The 14917-nt window shown below is 67.7% G+C and carries 13 protein-coding genes; 6 read left to right on the top strand and 7 right to left on the bottom strand.

Going from position 1 to position 14917, the window contains the following annotated elements; translation table 11 throughout:
- Positions 1–30 precede the first annotated feature (30 nt).
- Positions 31–918 carry a hydrogen peroxide-inducible genes activator gene (locus ACW17Y_RS01205; RefSeq protein WP_492036964.1) on the bottom strand — a complete coding sequence of 296 codons (888 nt, stop codon included), beginning with the start codon at positions 916–918 and terminating at the stop codon, positions 31–33.
- A 155-nt stretch (positions 919–1073) separates the two neighbouring features.
- Here ACW17Y_RS01205 and ACW17Y_RS01200 point away from each other — a divergent pair, with 155 nt between their 5' ends.
- Both ACW17Y_RS01200 and ahpD read left to right on the top strand, forming a co-directional pair.
- The gene (locus ACW17Y_RS01200; protein WP_309628606.1) at positions 1074–1628 is read left to right on the top strand and encodes a peroxiredoxin; all 555 of its coding nucleotides are present in this window, start codon (positions 1074–1076) and stop codon (positions 1626–1628) included.
- Between the two features lie 189 nt (positions 1629–1817).
- Positions 1818–2351, top strand: a complete 534-nt coding sequence (gene ahpD / locus ACW17Y_RS01195) for an alkylhydroperoxidase, AhpD family (RefSeq protein ID WP_492036963.1) — start codon at positions 1818–1820, stop codon at positions 2349–2351.
- Here the strand turns inward: ahpD and ACW17Y_RS01190 are convergent.
- Together ACW17Y_RS01190 and ACW17Y_RS01185 are read right to left on the bottom strand one after the other, a co-directional pair.
- Positions 2342–2869: an SRPBCC family protein gene (locus ACW17Y_RS01190; protein ID WP_492036962.1), complete on the bottom strand. Its 528-nt coding sequence runs from the start codon at positions 2867–2869 to the stop codon at positions 2342–2344. The genes ahpD and ACW17Y_RS01190 overlap by 10 nt on opposite strands.
- A 49-nt stretch (positions 2870–2918) precedes the next feature.
- Positions 2919–3770, bottom strand: coding sequence for a glutamate racemase (locus ACW17Y_RS01185; RefSeq protein WP_492036961.1), 852 nt, complete (start codon positions 3768–3770; stop codon positions 2919–2921).
- 120 nt (positions 3771–3890) lie between these two features.
- Between ACW17Y_RS01185 and ACW17Y_RS01180 the strand changes: the two genes are divergently transcribed.
- Positions 3891–6071 (top strand): M3 family metallopeptidase, encoded by a 2181-nt coding sequence (locus tag ACW17Y_RS01180; RefSeq protein WP_492036960.1) that lies wholly within the window; start codon positions 3891–3893, stop codon positions 6069–6071.
- 34 nt (positions 6072–6105) lie between these two features.
- On the opposite strand, the gene ACW17Y_RS01175 is transcribed toward ACW17Y_RS01180, so the two are convergent.
- The 4 genes from ACW17Y_RS01175 to ppc form a co-directional block, all read right to left on the bottom strand.
- On the bottom strand, positions 6106–8049 hold the full coding sequence (locus tag ACW17Y_RS01175) for a hybrid sensor histidine kinase/response regulator (protein ID WP_492036959.1): 1944 nt from the start codon (positions 8047–8049) through the stop codon (positions 6106–6108).
- A 100-nt stretch (positions 8050–8149) separates the two neighbouring features.
- Positions 8150–8464: a UrcA family protein gene (locus ACW17Y_RS01170; RefSeq protein ID WP_492036958.1), complete on the bottom strand. Its 315-nt coding sequence runs from the start codon at positions 8462–8464 to the stop codon at positions 8150–8152.
- Between the two features lie 136 nt (positions 8465–8600).
- On the bottom strand, positions 8601–8912 hold the full coding sequence (locus ACW17Y_RS01165; RefSeq protein WP_492036957.1) for a UrcA family protein: 312 nt from the start codon (positions 8910–8912) through the stop codon (positions 8601–8603).
- A 167-nt stretch (positions 8913–9079) separates the two neighbouring features.
- Positions 9080–11788: a phosphoenolpyruvate carboxylase gene (gene ppc, locus ACW17Y_RS01160; RefSeq protein WP_492036956.1), complete on the bottom strand. Its 2709-nt coding sequence runs from the start codon at positions 11786–11788 to the stop codon at positions 9080–9082.
- A 338-nt stretch (positions 11789–12126) separates the two neighbouring features.
- Here ppc and ffh point away from each other — a divergent pair, with 338 nt between their 5' ends.
- The 3 genes from ffh to rimM all read left to right on the top strand — a co-directional run bounded on the left by ffh (position 12127) and on the right by rimM (position 14915).
- Positions 12127–13656 (top strand): signal recognition particle protein, encoded by a 1530-nt coding sequence (ffh, locus tag ACW17Y_RS01155; protein ID WP_492036955.1) that lies wholly within the window; start codon positions 12127–12129, stop codon positions 13654–13656.
- 23 nt (positions 13657–13679) lie between these two features.
- On the top strand, positions 13680–14276 hold the full coding sequence (gene rpsP / locus ACW17Y_RS01150; RefSeq protein WP_492036954.1) for a 30S ribosomal protein S16: 597 nt from the start codon (positions 13680–13682) through the stop codon (positions 14274–14276).
- A gap of 111 nt (positions 14277–14387) precedes the next feature.
- Positions 14388–14915: a ribosome maturation factor RimM gene (gene rimM, locus ACW17Y_RS01145; RefSeq protein WP_492036953.1), complete on the top strand. Its 528-nt coding sequence runs from the start codon at positions 14388–14390 to the stop codon at positions 14913–14915.
- Positions 14916–14917 lie beyond the last annotated feature (2 nt).

Genomic DNA, 14917 nt, shown 5'->3' with positions numbered 1-14917 from the left:
CGCGAAAGCGCCGGCCCTTTTTCTTTGCGCTCAGTCCAGCCGCATGGCCTCGGCCAGCAGTCGCGCCTCGGCGGCCCGACTGGAGCCCGAGCGCCATGCGACCACGATCTCGCGGCGCGGGGCCTCGGCGGCGAAATGCCGGATGACGACGCCCTTGTCGTCGGCCAGTCCCGCGCGCACGGCCATGGCCGGCAGGAACGACACCCCCAGCCCCGACGAGACCATCTGCACCAGGGTGTGCAGCGACGTAGCGGCAAAGACGTCCTCGCCGCGCGGGGCCTCCATGTCGATGCCAGCCAGGGCCTGGTCACGCAGACAGTGGCCGTCCTCCAGCAGGATCAGATCCTCGGCCTTCAGCGCCCCCGGCTGGATGTCGCCAGGGGCGGCCAGCACATGCCCGACGGGCGCCACAGCCAGGATTTCATCGTCGCCGATGCGCGCGTGTTCGATCCCCGCAGCCTCATACGGCAGGGCGATGACGGCGCAGTCCAGCTGACCCGCTTTCAGCCCCGCGATGAGGCGTGGCGTCAGGTCCTCGCGGATGAACAGGCGCAGCGCCGGGTAGGCCGCCTTCAGTCCGGGCAGGGTCGCCGGCAACAGGAACGGCGCCACGGTCGGGATAACGCCCAGCCGCAGCCGCCCTGAAAGCGGGCGACCGGCATTCTTCGCCGCCTCGACGAGGTCCTCCGTTCGCGCCAGCACGTCCTCGGCCCGACGACAGGCCTCGGCCCCGACGGCCGTCAGCTGGACGTTTCCTCGCGTGCGCTCGACCACCGGCGCGCCCAGGACCCGCTCCAGCTCCTGCACGCCCGACGACAATGCGGGCTGGCTGACGTGGGCCGCTTCCGCAGCGCGGCTGAATGACCCGTGCTCGGACAGAAGCTTCAGATACTGGAGCTGGCGAAGGGTCGGGAGCATAGGCGGCCTCTCTCGAATTCATAGATATTATCTATGGTCAGAAGGCGTTCTATCGGTTGACTTTGTGCGGCGCAACCGCCATTTCGCACCTGCGGTCGGCCCTCCCCGGCGACCGCGCACAACGACATTCTATTCATCTCCGGAAGGGATACCCCATGCTCGGCGTCGGCGAAAAACTGCCTGAATTCAAAGTCATCGGCGTGAAGCCGGGCTTCAACTCCCACGAAGAAAACGGCGTCTCGGCCTTCGAGGCCGTCACCAACGAGTCCTTCGAAGGCAAGTGGAAGGTCATCTTCTTCTATCCGAAGGACTTCACCTTCGTCTGCCCGACCGAGATTGCCGAGTTCGCCTCGCTGGCCCGCGACTTCGAAGACCGTGACACGGTTGTCCTGGGCGGCTCGACCGACAACGAGTTCGTCAAACTGGCCTGGCGCCGCGACCACGCCGATCTGTCGAAGCTGCCGATCTGGCAGTTCGCCGACAACGGCGGCAAGTTCGCCCGTCAGCTGGGCATCCTGAACGAGGAAGAAGGCGTCGCCCTGCGCGCCACCTTCGTCGTCGACCCGCATAACGTCGTCCAGCACGTCTATGTCACCAACCTGAACGTGGGTCGCGCGCCGGCCGACACCCTGCGTGTCGTCGACGCCCTGCAGACCGACGAACTGTGCGCCTGCAACCGCCCCGTGGGCGGCGAGACGCTCGCGGCCTAAGGCCGTATGTGAGGGCGGCGGCAGTGATGCCGTCGCCGCTCGCTTTGTTTATTTGGGGCGCTATCGCTCGCGACGCGGTCGCTCGCTGCTTGAGCGCGGACGCGTGCCAGCACCCTGTGATCCCCTTCGGCTCAAGTAGCGAGACGCCGCGCGTCGAGCGGTAGCCGACCTCTCCGAAGGAGAAAAATCATGTCCATCGACACCCTCCGCGATCTGATGCCCGCCTACGCCAAGGACATCTCGCTGAACCTCGGCTCCCTCGCCTCCGAGACCGTGCTCACAGACCAGCAGAAATGGGGCTGTTTCCTCGCCTCCGCACACGCCATCGGGATCGCCCCGGTCGTGACGGCCATCGAGGCCGCCGCGGCCGAGAAGCTGTCGCCCGAGGCCATGACCGCCGCCAAGGCCGCGGCCGCCATCATGGGCATGAACAACATCTACTACCGCTCGCTGCACCTGATGAAGAACCAGGAATACACGACCATCCCCGCGCGCCTGCGAATGAACATCCTGGGCAATCCGGGCGTGGACAAGATGGACTTCGAACTGTGGTCCACGGCCGTCTCGGCCATCAACGGCTGCGGCGCCTGTATGGATGCTCACGAGAGCGAACTGCGCAAGCACGGCGTCCCCGCCGCCCAGGTCCAGACCGCCCTGCGGATCGCCTCGGTGGTCCACGCCGCCAGCCGCATCGCGGCCTCGGAGACCGCGCTTCAGGGCTGAGGCGGTTCGCCGTATTCGATCTGATGGATCAGGCGGTCGAACGCCTGGTCCATCACGATGTTCACACCGTCGGCCATGACGCCGAGGCCCGGACCCTCGACCACAAAGTCGATCGTGACCAGCCGACCCCGGTTCTCCGGCCCGGACCCGAAGGTCAGCTCAGCCTTCGTCGCCTTGTCGTGCAAGGGGCCCAGCGCCGCGTTCATCGTCACCCGGTCCGCTGTGATCCCGGTCACCACAGCGTGTTCGAAGACGGTCCCGTCGGCGAGTTTCTCGCACCAGCAGCCGCCTTCCTGGAAGGCCAGCGACAGGTTACTGGCGTCGCCTGTGTAGGTGTGGGCCGGGTCCCACCACTGCGGCAGTTCGGAAACGGCTGAGACCACATCCTCCGGCGCGGCCTCGACGCCCACGGCGAAACGCAGGGTGAACCCGTCGGCGGACCGGGAGACGACTTCGGCGGAGGCAGGCGCGGCGGCGGCCACACAGGCCGTGACCAGCAAGGCGGCGAAACGGATCATGGACGGTCCTCCCGCCCGCATCGGGCGCCGGGAACCCCGATCCGTCAAGTCAGGCCGCTTCGAAACTCAGCGGCGCGCCCCAGAACTGGCTCACCATGTCCGACTGCGGGCCGGTCTTGCCGGTGGTAAGGAAGTCGCGACGGCCGGTCTCGCCCAGATCGTACTCCGGATGCCGCTCGAAATACCGCTCCAGCGCATCGGCCACCGCCGTCGGCTGGTGGATCAGGGGCGTGCCCGGCGGCAGATGTCTGGCGAAGATGTCGGCCACGATCTCATAGTGGGTGCAGCCCAGGATCGCCTTGTCCGGATGGCGGCCGATGCGGCGGCGCAGGGCGTCGACGTGGTCGCCGATCACCACCGTCAGCTCCTCGGCCGGGGCGCCGAGTTCGATCAGGCCGGCCAGGCCCGGGCAGGGCTCGGAGAAGACCGCCAGGTCCTCGCGCCGCTTGTCGATCTCGATCTCGTAGACCCGGCTGATCGCCGTGGCGGCCGTGCAGAAGACGCCGGTGATGTCGATGGCCTCGACCTTGTCGCCGCGCCGTTCGGCCTCATAGGTCCAAGGCAGGCCTGTGGCCGCCTCGATGGTCGGGACGATAATGCCCAGCACATTGACCGGCCGCGCGTGACGCTTCGAGGCCTCGGGCACCCAGGTCTGTTGCAGCCTGCGCAAAGCCACGGCCGAGGCCGTGTTGCAGGCAAGGACGATGACGCTGGCCCCGGCCTGGAACAGCCGCTCGCAGCCGTTGCGGGTGATGTCGACGATCTCCTCGCCGGTCTTCGACCCGATCGGCGCATTGGCCTGATCCGCCAGATAGACGAAGTCCCGCGTGGGGAACCGCCGGGTCAGTTCGCGATGGACCGTCAGACCGCCCACGCCGCTATCGAATACGCCAATCGCCATGCCTGTGCTCTAGCGTCGCCTTGCTTCCTCGTCCAACGGGATTACTTCCTGTTCATGTGACGGTCAGGCGACTGAGGCCTAGGGTGCCGCACAACAGAGTCAGATGAACAGGATTCAACCATGCACAGACGCCAGCTTCTCATCGGCGGCGCCAGCCTGATGGCCCTCGCCGGTTGCGCCAGCGCGGGAGCCGGCTTCGCCGGCTTCAACGCCCCCGACCCCGCCGCCGTGGCAGAGGAAGCGCGCCTTGCCCGGGCCGTCCTGCCCGCCCAGACGCCGCGCGCCGAACTGCTGCAGCCATGGACCGGCCCGTATGAAGGCGTGCCGCCGTGGAACGCGATGACCGCCGACAAGCTGAAGGCCGCGATCATCGAAGGCATCGAGCTGAACCGCGCCGACATCAACGCCATCGCCAACAACCCGGAGGCCCCGACCTTCGCCAACACCATCGTGGCGATGGAACTGGCCGGGCAGCCTCTGGACCGCGCGGTGAACCTGTATGGCGTCGCCACCTCGAACATCGGCGGCGAAGCCTATGACGCCATGGACACCGAGGTCTCGCCCCTGCTGTCCGCCGCCGGCGACGAAATCACCTTCAACGCGCCCCTGTTCCAGCGCATCAAGACGGTCGCCGACAACGCTGACCGCGACGGGCTGAACGCCCAGCAAAAGCGTCTGGCCGAACGGTCGCGCGACGCCTTCATTCGCTCGGGCGCCAATCTGGACGCCGCGGGCAAGGCCGAGCTGGGCCGGATCAACACCGCCCTGTCCAACGCCTTCACCGCCTTCGGCCAGAAGGTCGTGGCCGACGAGAACACCTGGACGGTCATCGCCAACGAATCCGGCGTCGCCGGCCTGCCCGACTCGAACAAGGCCGCCGCCCGCGCCGCCGCTCAATCGCGGAACCTGCAGGGCTGGGTGATCGTCAACACCCGCTCCAGCGTGGATCCGTTCCTGACCTTCGCGGATGACCGCGCCCTGCGCGAACAGGTCTGGAAGAAGTTCGTGAACCGCGGCGACAACGGCGACCGCAACGACACCAACGCCACGATCGCCGAGATCGTCCGCCTGCGGAAACAGCGCGCCACCCTGCTGGGCTACGGCAGCCACGCCGAATGGCGGATGCAGGACACGATGGCCAAGACCCCCGCCGCGGCCATGTCGCTGATGGAACGGGTCTGGGCCCCGGCCAAGGCCCGCGTCGCCGAGGAGGTCGCCGACATGAAGGCGATCGCAGGCTTCGACATCGAGCCCTGGGACTACCTCTACTTCGCCGAGAAGGTCCGGAAGCAGAAGTACGATCTCGATCAGAACCAGCTGAAGCCCTACTTCGAGCTGGGCGCCGTGCGGAACGCTTCGTTCTACATGGCCGAGCGCCTTTACGGCTTCGTCTTCACCCAGAAGCCGCAATCGACGGCCCCGGTCTTCCAGGAAGACGTCACCCTGTACGAGGTCACCGACAAGGCCTCGGGCAAGCTGATCGGCCTCTACTACGCCGACGACTTCGCCCGCGCGGGCAAGCGTTCGGGCGCATGGATGACCACCTACCGGTCGTTCTCGACGCTCGACGGTTCCAAGCCGATCCTGGCCTCCAACAACAATAACTTTGTGAAGCCGGGCGCGGGCGAGCCGCTTCTGATCTCGCTCGACGACGCCGAGACCCTGTTCCACGAGTTCGGCCACGCCCTGCACTACTTCTCGTCGGTCGTGACCTATCCGAGCTTCGGCAACACCCCGCGAGACTTCGTGGAATATCCGTCGCAGGTGCACGAGCACTGGGTGCTGAGCCGGCCGATCCTCGACCGGTTCATGAAACACTACCAGACCGGCGAAGCGATGCCGCAGGCGCTGGTCGACAAGGTCGAGGCCTCGGCCACCTTCAACCAGGGCTATACGACCGTCAGCTATCTGTCGTCCGCCATGGTCGACATGGACCTGCATACCCAGGCCACGCCGCCGACCGACATCGACGCCTTCGAGAAGGCCTCACTGGCCCGTCTGGGCATGCCGCATGAGATCGTGATGCGGCACCGCCTGCCGCAGTTCAATCACCTGTTCACCTCCGACGCCTACTCGGCCGGCTATTACAGCTACCTGTGGTCGGAAGTGATGGACGCCGACACCTGGGCCTATTTCGAGGCCTCGGGCGACGTGTTCGATCCGGAGATCGGCGGACGCTTCAAGTCGATCATCCTGGCGCCGGGCAACACCACCGACCGGGGCGACGCCTACCGCGCGTTCCGCGGCCGCGACCCGGACGTCGCTGCCCTGCTGCGGGTCCGGGGCTTCCCGGTCTCGTAAGAGAAATCAGCCCGAACGATCAGGCCGTCGCAGCTCAGGCTGCGGCGGCTTTTTCTTTTGCGGGACGGGCGTAATCCGAGAGAGCCGCCATCAGGGCGCGCGGGTCGATGGGCTTGGCGACATGGCCCTGCATTCCGGCCGCGCGGCATTGCTCGATCTGCTCTGGCAGGACGTTAGCGGTCAGGGCGACGATCGGGGTCGTGTCGCCCGCCGCCCGGATCGCACGCGTCGCCGCCGGTCCGTCCATGACAGGCATCTGCATGTCCATCAGGATCAGGTCATAGGCCGCCGCCTCGACCGCACGCACCGCCTCCTCGCCGTTCTCGACCATGTCGAGGGCGACATCCATCGCGCCCAGCAGGGCCGCGACGAGGGTCCGGTTGGCCGGATTGTCTTCGGCCAGCAGGACGCGCAGCGGACGTCCGATGTCGTCGGCTGACGCCTCGACGGCCGGCGCGGTCTCCCCGGCGGCCAAGGTCAGGGGGACGCGGAACCAGAAGGTCGAACCCGTCGCGCCGTCGCTCGACGCCCCGATCTCCCCGTCCATGATGTCCATCAGCCGGCGCGAAATGGCCAGGCCCAGGCCCGTGCCGCCGAACTTGCGCGACACAGACCCGTCCGCCTGGGTGAAGCGGTCGAACATCTGGTCGATCTGGGCCGGGTCCAGCCCGCAACCGGTGTCGGTCACGCTGGCGACCAGCACGGTCGATCCATCGCGGCCGTCCTCCGCCGACAGGACCAGCCGGACCGAGCCCCGGTCAGTGAATTTCACGGCGTTGCTGAGCAGGTTCAGCAGCACCTGACGCAGACGCGTCACGTCGCCGGTCAGGCGCACGTCGTCGGCGACCTCGCAGGTCAGGTCCAGCCCCTTGCCGTCCGCCTGGTCGCGCAACAGGGCGGTCGCCCCCTGGCCCAGGGCCGCGATCGAGAAGGGCTCGGGATCCAGCGTCAGGGCGCCGGCCTCCAGCTTGGAGAAATCGAGAATGTCGTTGACCACGGTCAGCAGGGTCTCGCCCGCGCTGCGGATCAGATCGAGATAGCCCTTGTCGCCCTCCGACAGACCACCGCTCGCGCCGATCAGGCGGGAGAAGCCGAGGATGCTGGTCAGGGGCGTGCGCAGCTCGTGGCTCATATTGGCCAGGAATTCGCTCTTGGCTCGCGACGCCGCCTCGGCCTCGAGGCGGGCGGCGTGCAGCTCAGCCTCAGCCTGTTTGCGGGCCGAGATGTCGCGGACGACATCGACGATCTCGGTCATCTGACCGGCGGCGTTGATCACCAGACGAGGATTGGCTTCCAGCCAGACCAGGTGGCCGTCCTTGTGAATGCCGCGATACTCATAGCCCTCGGCCGAGACAGCCTCGCGTCGGGCGATCCGTCCGGCCAGCAGGCCGCGGATGCGAACCACATCCTCGGGCGCCACAAGGTCGGCGGGGGCCTTGCCCAGCATCTCGGACGGCGAATAGCCGAACACCGCCCGCGATGCCGGGGAAACGTAGGTCAGACCCACCCCCATGCGGTGGCGAACGACCATGTCCGAGGTGTGATCGGCGACGAATCGGAAGGCGCGTTCGCCCTCGATCAACAGGGCGTCGTCGACATGCTCGGTCACGTCCATGACCATGCCGACCAGCCAGCGATTTCCGTCGGCGTCGGCGGGCTGGCGGCGCCCCCAAGTCAGATGCTGGCGGATCTCACCCGAGGGATGAACCACGCGGTAGCGCAGGGTCACCGGTTCGTCGGACCGGAACAGTTTCATGAAGGCGCTCGCCGCCATCCGGGCATCGTCCGGGTGGTAAAGCCGATAGAGGTCTCCAATGGTCGGGACGTTGCTGTCGCGGGGCAGGCCAAACAGGTCGAACATCGTCGGCGACCACCAGGCTGTCTCGATGTCCAGCACCCGCCACCAGCCCGCGCCGGAGCTTTCCAGCGCCGCAAGAGCGATGGACTCGGACTCGGTTTCGGGGGTGTGTTCGGTCATGCGGACTGCCGTGTTAGGCGGTCAGCGTGACGGCAATTCGCTTCAAAGCCATGAACGGCCGGCGCTTTCTCGGGCACGCCTCCGCCAGCGGTGGGTTGGCTCAGCTCTGGTCGGTGGGGGCCCGGACGACAATCCGGCCGCCGCGGGCGCGGGCGTAATCCTCGCGCCGGCCATCGGGCAGGAGGCGCGTCGCCTCCGCGCGGAATTCGCTCCGGCACAGGGCGTCGACCAGCGGCGAGCCGGTCGCGCAGGCGGCCCGAGCGGCGCGTCCGACCCGAAGGTCAAACCGGGCCGCACCCTTGCTCGACGCAAGGTCGAGGTCGCCGAAGGCGACACGGTATTCGGAGGCCGACACGGCCCCGGCGGAAAGGACGGCGACGGCGATGGCGGCCGTGGCGGCGGCGAAACGGATCATCACATGCACTCCTGAGTTCGTGGCGCTTTGCGGCGACCCGACCTGAATGGGATCCGATTGTTTCCGCGCCGTGTGAAACCCCGGGCCGAAAAGCGACGCCTGATGAAATCGCGGCCATCAAGGGCGGCCGTTCCCGTCAGCCGTAGACGATCGGGACCATGGCCAGGACACGACCGCCGCACGCACGGGCGTAGTCGTCGCGACGGGCGGTCGGCAGCTGGCGCATCGCCTCGACGCGGAACCGGGCGCGGCACTGGAGGTCCGGCATCGGAGCGCCGAGGCGGCAGGCGCGGCCGGCGGCGTCATTGACGCGGGCGTCGAAGGCGGCTGCGCCTTGCAGCGAACCGAGGTCCAGGTCGCCGAACGGAATGCGGTAGTCTTGCGCCGAGGCTGCGCCGGCGGAGAGAAGAAGGGCGGCCGAGAGGGCGGCGATGGCGAACTTGTGCATGACGGGATCCTGCTGAACGTCGCGGGGAGACGACGCCGCCCCTATGACGCCCTTCGGTGACAGGGCGGACCGCGCACGGTGACGCTGCGATGAATCCTTTCAGACAATCCCGCCCCGAGCGTTAAATCGTGTTCACTCTGCGCACGGACGGCACGATCGTTTCGCGCCTATCCGCTGTTCCGCAGCCCCGCCGCCACCCCGTTAATGGCCAGCAGAATGCCTTCGCGCACCAGGGGATCGTCGTCCCCCGCACGCCGCCGGCGGATCAGTTCGATCTGCACATGGTTGAGCGGCTCGACATAGGGCATCCGCAGCCGGATCAACCGGTCCAGCTCCGGCTGCCCGCCCAGCAGTTCCGTCTGCCCTGTGATGGCAAGGACCGCGTCACGGGTCCGGTCCCACTCCGTCTGCAAGGCTCCGAAGATGGTCGCCGCCAGCGCCTGATTGGGCACGAGGGAGGCGTAGCGACGGGCGATGGTCATGTCCGACTTGGCCATGATCATCTCCATGTTCTGGACCAGGGTCCGGAAGAAGGGCCACTCATTCGCCATGGCCTGAAGTTCGGCCATGTCCTGTCCCTCAATGGCAGAGCCGAACCCGAACCAGCCGGGCAGCATGACCCGGCTCTGCGACCAGCTGAGCACCCAGGGAATGGCGCGCAGATCCTCGATGGCGGTGGAGGCGGTGCGCGAGGTGGGGCGTGAGCCGATCTTCAGCTCGGCGATCTCGTTGATCGGCGTGGCGGCGCGGAAATAGTCGACGAAGCCGGGCGTCTCATAGACCAAGGCGCGGTAGGCCGCCATTGAGGCGATCGACAGGGCCGAGGCGGTCTTGCCGTGTTTGGCCGTCATCGCCTCGTCCGGCGGCGGCGCCAGCGACGCGATCAGGGTCCCGGCCGTGAGGGCGTCGAGGTTGCGGCGCGCCACATCCGGCTCGCCGTATTTGTTGGCGATGACCTCGCCCTGTTCGGTGATGCGGATGCGTCCGGCCACCGTGCCCGTCGGTTGGGACAGGACGCCGGCGAAGCTCGAGCCCCCGCCCCGTCCCACGGCGCCGCCCCGGCCGTGGAACAGCTGCAGCCGCAGACCCGCGGCCTGGGTCACCGTCAGCAGGGCCCGCGACGCCTCGTGCAGTTCCCAGGTCGAGGTCAGGTAGGACCCGTCCTTGTTGGAGTCTGAATAGCCGATCATCACTTCCTGCACGCCGCGCGCGTGTGCGACGGCGAGGGCGGACGGCTCCTTGAACAGCCGCTCCAGCGTCGGCTTGGCGGCTCTGAGGTCGTCGATGGTCTCGAACAGGGGGGCGGCCTGGATCGGGCATTCGCCGGGCGCCTCGGGTCGATAGAGACCGACCTCCTTGAGCAACAGATAGACCTCCAGCATGTCGGAGGCGGCGTCGGTCTTGGACACGATATGGGTCCGGATGGCGTCCGGTCCGAACCGCTCCAGCGCCTCGGCCGCGGCCTGCAGGATGGCCCGCTCCTTGAGAACTTCGGCGTCGTATTCGGCATAGGGACTGAACAGCAGACGCGGCGTCGCCAGCTCGGCCGACAGCAGGGCCAGGCGCGCCTCTTCGTCCAGCGCCGCATAGTCGGGGCAGACCCCGGCGACGCGCAGAAGATGGGAAACGACGCGCGCATGGACGTCTGAATTCTGGCGCAGATCGAGCGTCGCCATGTGGAATCCGAACACATCGACTGTGGCGATCAGGCGCGACAGTCCATCGTCGGCGAAAACCGCGCCGTGGCTCGCGACCAGGCTGTCCTGCAAAACCGCGAGATCGGCCCGGAACTCGCCGGGGCCGGCATAGGGCGGCGCGGCGAACGGCGCCGGGCGCGGGGCCGTCTGGCCGGTCAGGATCGGATGGGTCGCCGACAGTCGCGCATAGATCTGGCTCAGGGCCCGGCGATAGGGTTCGTCAGCCCGGTGCGGAGAGTCGTCGCCCGATCCTTCGGCCAAGGCCTTCAGCGCCGGGCTGATCTCGGCCAACGACCCCGACAGGCTGAGTTCCGCGCCCAGGGCGTTGGTCGCCTCCAGATAGTGACGCATCACCGCCTTGGCGGGGGTGGCGAAGGCCGCTCTCAGCGCGTTGGCATCGACATTGGGGTTGCCGTCGCGGTCGCCGCCGACCCAGGCGCCGATACGGATGAAGGGCTTGAGCTCCGGCGCGTGCAGCCGACGACGCCAGTCGATCAGTTGTTCGGGCGCGACCTTCAGGAACACCCGCTCGAGGAAGGACACCACGGTGTCGATCTCGTCCTGGACCACCAGCCCGGTCGTCCGCACCAGCCGTGTCGCCCACAGGATCACCGTCTGGCGGCGCAGGCCATTGATCAAGACCTCGGGCGCGCAGGCCAGGTCGTCGCGATCGCAGGCGTCCAGCAGATCGGACACGGTGGCGATCCGGTCGATGACGCTCTTTCTGCGCACCTCCGACGGGTGGGCGGTCAGAACCGGCGAGATCAAGGCCTCGGACAACAGGGCCCGCGCCTCCTCGACGGTCCGACCCGCCGCCGTCAGTCGGGCCAGCGCCCCTTCGGGCGTATCGGGACGCGCGCCCTCGGCCGTCTGGCTGCGCGCGCGGCGCTTGCCGGCCCGGTCCTCGGCGACATTGGCGAGCAGGGAGAAGACCGCGAACCCGTGCGCCAGGCCGACCGCATCATCCAGCGACAGCTCATTGAGCAACCGCTCCAGCTCGGCCGATCCGCGCGCCCCGGCGTGGCGGTGGTAACCGACGGAAGCCACCCGCACCGCCTCGATCCGGTCGTAGAGATCCTTGCCGCCCTCGTCGCGGATCACCTCGCCGAGCAGCCCGCCGAGCAGCCGCACCTCCTCGCGCAGGCGATCATCAGCGGCAGGTGCGGCGGAAACGGGCATGGCGGTCTCATTCAGCGGGGAGGCTGGAAAGCGTGACCGTATCAGCGGTTTGCCGATCGGTCCTTGCAAAGAGCAACGCTGAAACCGGATGTGCGATGCTGTTTCGGAGGCGGACGCCGAAATGTCGTTCCACGAGATTCGACAAATCGCCTCATTTCCCTCATAAGCCGCCGCTTCCGGCGCAATTGAACCTGCGTCTCCACCTGCACGTCCCCGGTTTCGACCGGACGAGGCAGGCGAGAACCCTCTGCCGACGTGATCGTCGCCAGAGGTCGTTTCGCTATGGAGCATGGTTCGACCGTCGGTCTGAACAGCCCGCGGGCTAACGAGGTAGTGAATTGTTCGAGGCTCTGAACGAGCGGCTGACAGGCGTTTTCGACCGGATCACCGGGCGCGGCGCCCTGTCCGAAAAGGACGTCGCGGAGGCGATGCGCGAAGTGCGCGTGGCCCTGCTGGAGGCCGACGTCGCCCTGCCCGTCGTCAAGGACTTCATCGCCTTCGCCACCGAGAAGGCCACGGGCGAAGAGGTCATCCGTTCGGTCAAGCCGGCCGATCAGGTGGTCAAGATCGTCTATGACGGCCTGGTCGAGATGCTGGGCGGCGAGGAGCCGACCCCGCTCAACCTGAACGCCACGCCGCCCGCCGTCATCCTGATGGCCGGCCTGCAGGGCTCGGGCAAGACGACGTCCTCGGCCAAGCTGGCGCTGCGACTGACGAAGTTCGATCGCAAGAAGGTCATGATGGCCTCGCTGGACACGCGTCGTCCGGCCGCCATGGAACAGCTGGCCCAGCTGGGCAAACAGATCGAGGTCGTGACCCTGCCGATCGTGGCGGGCGAGAGCGCGGTCCAGATCACCCGCCGCGCCCTCACGTCCGCAAAGCTGCAGGGCTTCGACGTCCTGATCCTCGACACCGCCGGCCGCATCACCCTCGACGAGGGTCTGATGGCCGAGGTCGCCGAAGTCGCCGATATCTCGAAGCCTGTCGAGACCCTGCTGGTCGCCGACAGCCTGACGGGTCAGGACGCCGTCCGCACCGCCAAGGCCTTCCACGAACGCCTGCCCCTGACAGGCCTGATCCTGACCCGCGCCGACGGCGACGGTCGCGGCGGCGCCATGCTGTCGATGCGCGCCGTCACCGGCCTGCCGATCAAATACATGGGCGCCGGCGAGAAGGTCGACGCGCTCGAGGTCTTCGACGCCCGCCGCGTCGCCGGCCGTATCCTGGGTCAGGGGGACATCGTCGCCCTGGTCGAGAAGGCGTCCCAGGACCTGGACGCCTCCAAGGCCGAGGCCATGGCCCGCAAGCTGGCCAAGGGCCAGTTCGACCTCAACGACCTCGCCGCCCAGCTGCAGCAGATGAAGCGGATGGGCGGTCTTCAGGGCATCATGGGCATGCTGCCCGGCGTGGCCAAGATGAAGAACCAGATGGCCGAGAGCGGCGTCGACGACCGCATGATCCTGCGTCAGGAAGCCATCATCTCCTCCATGACCAAGGCCGAGCGCAAGAAGCCCGACCTGCTCAACGCCTCGCGCCGCAAGCGGATCGCCGCCGGCGCCGGGGTCGAGGTCCAGGACCTCAATCGCCTGCTCAAACAGCACCGCCAGATGGCCGACATGGTCAAGTCCATGTCCAAGGGCGGCCCGCGCAAGATGCAGCAGATGGCCGCCATGCTGGGCGGTCTCGGCGGCGGCGGCGCTCCCGGGATGGGCGGCATGGGCGGCCCCGACCTCAAACGTTTGAAGGCCATGGGGGGCGGCAAGATGCCCGAGCCCAGCGCCGACGAAATGAAAGCCCTCCAAGACCGGCTCGCCGGACTGGGCGGCGGACAGCTCCCGGGCCTGCCCGGTCTACCCACCAAGAAATAATCAGACCCAGAAAGAGACCTGAAATGCTGAAGATTCGTCTGGCCCGCGGCGGCGCCAAGAAGCGCCCCTACTACTACATCGTCGTTGCCGACTCCCACGCTCCCCGCGACGGCAAGTTCATCGAGCGCGTCGGCACCTACAACCCGATGCTCGCCAAGGACGGCGACAAGCCGCGCGTCACCCTGAAGGCCGACCGCATCTCGGAATGGCTCGCCAAGGGCGCCCAGCCGACCGACCGCGTCGCGCGCTTCATCTCGCAGAGCACCGACGAAGCCCTGACCGGCAAGGTCAAGTGGACCCAGTCGAACAACCCGAACAAGGGCGCTCCGGGCAAGAAAGCCCAGGAACGCACCGCCGAGCGCGCCCAGCGTGAAGCCGATCGCGCCGAGGCCGAGGCCGCTGCGAAGATCGAAGCCGCTGAAGCCGCTGTCCGGGCCAAGGAAGAGGCCGCCGCCGCCGCGGAAGCCGCCAAGAACGCCCCGCCGGTTGAAGAGGCTCCGGCTGCTGAAGAAGCCGCCGCTGAAGAGGCCCCGGCCGCTGAAGGCGAAGGCTCCGCCGAAGTCAGCGTCGAAGAGGCTCCGGCTGAAGGCGCTGCTGAAGAAGAAAAGACCGAGGCCTAAGGGTCTCACTGGAGCCCTGACGCAGGTCGGGGTCCGGATGACGGAAGGGCAGTGTTCGGTTCGAACGCTGCCTTTCTGCTATCTGGTGCGAGGATGAACGGAGACGCGGCGATGGCGAACGACCAGAAACTCATCCTCGTGGGCCATGTCGCCGGCGGGTTCGGGGTCAAGGGCGAGGTGCGGGTGACGGCCTATACGGCGGATCCACTGGCGCTGACCGCCTACGGTCCGCTGCTGCGCGGCGACGGCTCGCACGGCCTGACCCTGACCCAGACGCGCGCGACCAAGGACGGCGTCGTCGGCCGGGCGAAAGAGATCGCCACCAAGGAAGAGGCCGACGCCCTTCGCAATCTGAAACTCTACGTCCCCCGCGACGCCTTCCCGGCGCCCGAGGAGGATGAATTCTATCTGGCCGACCTGATCGGCGTGGAGGCGCGCGACGCCGGCGGCGTGGTGCTGGGCACGGTCAAGGCGGTGCAGAATTTCGGCGCCGACGACATGCTGGAGATCGCCCCGGTGGCCGGCGGCCAGACCTGGTATCTACCGTTTACGAAGGCGGCCGTGCCCGACCTGCATCTGTCGGACGGCTGGCTGCTCGCCGTTCCCCCGCAGGAGACCGGCGAGCGCGAGCCGGACTAGGC

The organism is Brevundimonas sp. AVps7, from assembly GCF_058681545.1.
The sequence above is the reverse complement of the archived record's forward strand: the minus strand, read 5'-3'. Positions and strand labels throughout refer to the sequence as shown.

Coding starts and splice junctions, on each gene's coding strand:
- ACW17Y_RS01200 (WP_309628606.1), top strand. CDS start 1,074: ATGCTCGGCGTCGGCGAAAAACTGCCTGAATTCAAAGTCATCGGCGTG.
- ACW17Y_RS01205 (WP_492036964.1), bottom strand. CDS start 918: ATGCTCCCGACCCTTCGCCAGCTCCAGTATCTGAAGCTTCTGTCCGAG.
- rimM (WP_492036953.1), top strand. CDS start 14,388: ATGGCGAACGACCAGAAACTCATCCTCGTGGGCCATGTCGCCGGCGGG.
- ACW17Y_RS01185 (WP_492036961.1), bottom strand. CDS start 3,770: ATGGCGATTGGCGTATTCGATAGCGGCGTGGGCGGTCTGACGGTCCAT.
- ACW17Y_RS01170 (WP_492036958.1), bottom strand. CDS start 8,464: ATGATCCGTTTCGCCGCCGCCACGGCCGCCATCGCCGTCGCCGTCCTT.
- ACW17Y_RS01190 (WP_492036962.1), bottom strand. CDS start 2,869: ATGATCCGTTTCGCCGCCTTGCTGGTCACGGCCTGTGTGGCCGCCGCC.
- ACW17Y_RS01180 (WP_492036960.1), top strand. CDS start 3,891: ATGCACAGACGCCAGCTTCTCATCGGCGGCGCCAGCCTGATGGCCCTC.
- ACW17Y_RS01175 (WP_492036959.1), bottom strand. CDS start 8,049: ATGACCGAACACACCCCCGAAACCGAGTCCGAGTCCATCGCTCTTGCG.
- rpsP (WP_492036954.1), top strand. CDS start 13,680: ATGCTGAAGATTCGTCTGGCCCGCGGCGGCGCCAAGAAGCGCCCCTAC.
- ahpD (WP_492036963.1), top strand. CDS start 1,818: ATGTCCATCGACACCCTCCGCGATCTGATGCCCGCCTACGCCAAGGAC.
- ACW17Y_RS01165 (WP_492036957.1), bottom strand. CDS start 8,912: ATGCACAAGTTCGCCATCGCCGCCCTCTCGGCCGCCCTTCTTCTCTCC.
- ppc (WP_492036956.1), bottom strand. CDS start 11,788: ATGCCCGTTTCCGCCGCACCTGCCGCTGATGATCGCCTGCGCGAGGAG.